The following is a 3,417-nucleotide window of genomic DNA, read 5'->3' as shown; positions in this document are numbered from 1 at the left end:
GCACTCCGCGGCGGAGGGCTTCGCCGCGGCCACCATCGAGCTCCCCGGGAGCGGTGACCGGCCCCGTTCGGCCGCCGCCGAGGAGGCCCGCGCCGACCTGCGCCGGGCGCTGGAGGCCGGCGAGCCGGTCGACGACGAGATCGTCGACGCCCTCGTCCTCCCGCTGGTCGAAAAGGCGGTCCCGGAATGGCGGGCTGCCCTGGACGCCCTCCTTTCGCTGCCCGAGATCGGCGGCCCGGTCGGGTACGCGGGAGGGGTGATCGCCATCGGCATCCGGCTGGCGGTGGTCGAGCCGCGCATCTCGGCCGCCCTTCTGTTCGCCGGGAGTTTCGTGCCCGGCGCCCTGTTCGAGGAGGCCCGGCAGGTCACCATTCCGCTGCAGGTCCTGCTGCAGTGGGACGACGAAGGAAACGACCGGCAGCTGGCCCTGGACCTGTTCGACGCCTTCGGCTCCAAGGAGAAGACGCTGCACGCCAATCTGGGCGGGCACACCGGCGTCCCGCGGTTCGAGGGGGACGACGGGAACCGGTTCTTCGCCCGGCACCTGAAGTGAGGCCGGGCCGTCAGGCCAGCAGCAGACGATAGGAGCTGTCGGCCAGGATGCCGCTCATCGAGGACAGGTCCCGGCCCTCCTCGATGGCAGTGGCCAGCAGATGCACAACCGCCCGGGCCGCGGCCGTCCCGGCCATCGGGCGGTACCGGCCGGTCGGGGTGGCGCTCGGCCACCAGCCCCTCCATCAGCGTTGCCGATTTCGCCATCTTGGTCCGAACAACCCACCTGCTCAGGGACCGGACCTAGTTGGCGAAATGCACGTCGGCGGCGAGCCTGTCCGCCAACTTATCCGGAAAGGACATCTACCGCGCAGCACCGGCCTTTCGGGGCCGGTGAGGATCGCAACGCCAAGCCGACCATCACCGCCTACAAGGCCGCCGCGTCGGGCAGCACCGGCCCTTCGGGCCGGTGAGGATCGCACCCATCAGCGCCTAGCGATTAGCTTGAGCAATACCCTGCCGCTGGAAATGACGGTGATCCAATACTTGATCGGAAATCCATTTCCACTGAGTCACTCCGAGTCGCCTTGGGCCACCAATTGCGGAGGCCACGGCGACCTGAACAGCGGCGATAGAGCCTGAGCAACCCGATAGAACGGCTCCTCGGAGGTTGAGGGCGTAAGCAGGGGCCGGAACAAGGGCGAGTGGCGGAATAGGCAGACGCGCATGGTTGAGGGCCATGTCCCCGCAAGGGGGTGGGGGTTCAAGTCCCCCTTCGCCCACTGGAGGCCTGGCACCGCCAGGTCATTGTTCGTCCAGCCGCATCCGGGATTAGTCCTGCGCGGCATGCCGTCTGGTGTCGCGACTTCTTTTCAAGCGTCCCAGAAGGCGAGTTCGTGGCGGAGGCTGGTCAGGAAGGCGCGCTCGCAGGCGGCCAGGCGGGCCGCTGGGAGGCCGTCGGCCGCCCGGTCCAGCAGGGCCGCGCACCAGGCGGCCAGGGCGGCAAAGTCCGGGTCGGCGTAGGTATCGATCCAGCGTCGATAGTGGGGGTCGGCCGGCATGCCCTCCGCGGCCAGTGACTGGCCCAGCTCGGAGTAGCCCCACATACAGGGCAGAAGGGCGGCCAGCACCTCGGCGAAGTCGGAGGTCGCGGCGGTGCGGAGCAGGAAGTCGGTGGAGGCGGCGCAGGCGGGCGACTTCTCGGCTCGGTCCAGGTCGGCCTCGCCAAGGCCGAACTCGGCGGCGTAGCCGCGGTGCAGCGACAGCTCCTGGTGGAAGGTGGAATGCGCCAGGTCGACCAGGCGGCCGAGGGTGTCGGTATCGGGCGCTCGGGCGGCGGCGAGGGCGAACAGCCGCACGTAGTCGAGCAGGAACAGATAGTCCTGCACCAGCCAGGCACGGAACCGCGCCGGCTCCAGATCGCCGGCGGCAATCCCGCGCACGGTGGGATGGGCCAGCTGGCGCTCCAGGTTCGGCCGCCCGAGCACGAACAGGCGCTGGCTCAGGCCGGCCATGCCTGGCCGCTCCAGCACATCTCCCAGAAGGCCAGCTCGAACCGGGCGGCGCGAGCAAACAGCACGCCGAGGCGTTGGGCCAAGGCGGGCGGTGGTGCCCCGGCGAGCTCCTCGAGGCCCCGGCCGAGGTCGCCGACGAAGGCGCGGAAGGGCTCCCCGCTCCAGTTCTGGATCCAGGCATGGTAGGCGGAGTCGGCCGGGCAGCGCCCGGCCACGGCGGTCCAGGTGTCCAGGTAGGCGCGCTCGGCCGCATACAGCGTGGTAAGTCCCTCCAGGACACCATCGTCAGCGGCGCATCGTAGGAAGCAGGTGTAGCCGAGGCAGACGGGCCAGGGTTCGACCTCAGGTGGAAAGCCGTGTTCGGCGGCCATCCGGGCGAAGGCCTCGGCCTCCACCACCAGGCTGCGGTCGAGGCCGGCGAGCAGGTCGTCGAGGCGCGACGGCAGGCTGTGGGCGCGGAGTGCGGCCACGACGCGGCGCTCCTCCACGACGAACACCCGGTCCTGCTGCACCCAGGCCTGCAGGGCGCCGTCCGGGAGGGTGCCTTCGGCCAGTCCGAGCACCAAAGGGTGATCGGCCATGGCCGCCCAGACATCCCGGTTGGCCTCCAGCAGGTGGTCGGTGAACGCCGTCATGGAGAGATCCTAGCCACCGCCGCCGAAGATCAACTGCCCGCGGGCACCCCTGCGTTCGACGCCTTGCCGGCGGGCTATCCCACCTCGGGGGACTGGCCGCTGAAGTCCTCGACCAGCGCCGCCGGGTCGAGGTCGAAGCGGCGCAGCAGCTCGGCGTCGCGCTCGGGGTCGATCTTCTCGGGCAGCTCCTGCTCGGCCCGGGCGGTCGCCTCGGCGTCGCCGCGGAAGCGGATCTGTTCCACGACCATCTCCCTGGGGATGTTCACCTGGGTTCCTCCTCCAGCTCGTCCAGGAAGCCGATGACCAGGTGGTTGACCTCGTTGGCGGCCTCGATGTGCGGTGAGTGGCCGGCGCCGGCGAGTACCTCGACCCGGCCGTGGGCGCGGGCCGCGTCGGCGTGGGCGGCTGGCAGCACGCGGTCCTGCTCGCCCCAGACGACCAGTAGCGGCACCGTGAGCCGCTCCAGCTCGCCGGCGAGCACCCGGGTTTGACGCCCCGACGGGTACATGGCCGCAGCGACCGTGCGCAGCGCCGCATCCACGCCGTCGAGGCGCTTGTAGCGCAGCACGTCGTCCACCAGCTGGCGGTGGACCAGCCCCGGGTCGGCGAACAGCAGCTCCAGCACGCCCTTGAGCTCCCGGCGCCGCTCGGCGGCCACGAACCCGTCGATGTAGTCGGGGTTGATCTCCTCCCCGAGCCCGGCCCCGGCGATCAGGGTCAGGGAGGCGACCCGGTCGGGATGGGCGAGCGCGTAGGCCAGCGCGACCGCCCCGCCC

General features: G+C 70.9%; 6 protein-coding genes and 1 tRNA gene. 2 read left to right on the top strand and 5 right to left on the bottom strand.

The window, feature by feature from the left end; translation table 11 throughout:
• Nucleotides 1-553 (top strand): alpha/beta hydrolase (locus tag VF468_02270; protein ID HEX5877138.1); only part of this gene is annotated, 553 nt, incomplete at its 5' end.
• A 10-nt stretch (nt 554-563) separates the two neighbouring features.
• Here the strand turns inward: VF468_02270 and VF468_02265 are convergent.
• Nucleotides 564-689, bottom strand: coding sequence for a hypothetical protein (locus VF468_02265; GenBank protein ID HEX5877137.1), 126 nt, complete (start codon nt 687-689; stop codon nt 564-566).
• 501 nt (nt 690-1,190) lie between these two features.
• Between VF468_02265 and VF468_02260 the strand changes: the two genes are divergently transcribed.
• Nucleotides 1,191-1,274: transfer RNA gene (locus tag VF468_02260), tRNA-Leu, on the top strand.
• 90 nt (nt 1,275-1,364) lie between these two features.
• Here VF468_02260 and tenA read toward each other — a convergent pair.
• The 4 genes from tenA to VF468_02240 all read right to left on the bottom strand — a co-directional run.
• Nucleotides 1,365-2,006, bottom strand: coding sequence for a thiaminase II (gene tenA / locus VF468_02255; GenBank protein ID HEX5877136.1), 642 nt, complete (start codon nt 2,004-2,006; stop codon nt 1,365-1,367).
• Complete coding sequence (locus VF468_02250) at nt 1,994-2,641, bottom strand: hypothetical protein (GenBank protein HEX5877135.1); 648 nt, start codon at nt 2,639-2,641, stop codon at nt 1,994-1,996. Before VF468_02250 ends, tenA begins: the two co-directional genes overlap by 13 nt.
• Before the next feature lie 74 nt (nt 2,642-2,715).
• A complete protein-coding gene (locus VF468_02245) occupies nt 2,716-2,907 on the bottom strand; it encodes a hypothetical protein (GenBank protein ID HEX5877134.1) in 192 nt (63 codons plus the stop codon).
• Nucleotides 2,904-3,417: alpha/beta fold hydrolase (locus tag VF468_02240; protein HEX5877133.1), on the bottom strand; the 514-nt coding region annotated here is incomplete at its 5' end. The genes VF468_02245 and VF468_02240, both read right to left, overlap by 4 nt.

The sequence above is a fragment of the Actinomycetota bacterium genome, from assembly GCA_036280995.1.
Classification (GTDB): Bacteria; Actinomycetota; CALGFH01; order CALGFH01; family CALGFH01; genus CALGFH01.
The sequence above is the reverse complement of the archived record's forward strand: the minus strand, read 5'-3'. Positions and strand labels throughout refer to the sequence as shown.

Coding starts and splice junctions, on each gene's coding strand:
- VF468_02250 (HEX5877135.1), bottom strand. CDS start 2,641: ATGACGGCGTTCACCGACCACCTGCTGGAGGCCAACCGGGATGTCTGG.
- VF468_02265 (HEX5877137.1), bottom strand. CDS start 689: ATGGCCGGGACGGCCGCGGCCCGGGCGGTTGTGCATCTGCTGGCCACT.
- tenA (HEX5877136.1), bottom strand. CDS start 2,006: ATGGCCGGCCTGAGCCAGCGCCTGTTCGTGCTCGGGCGGCCGAACCTG.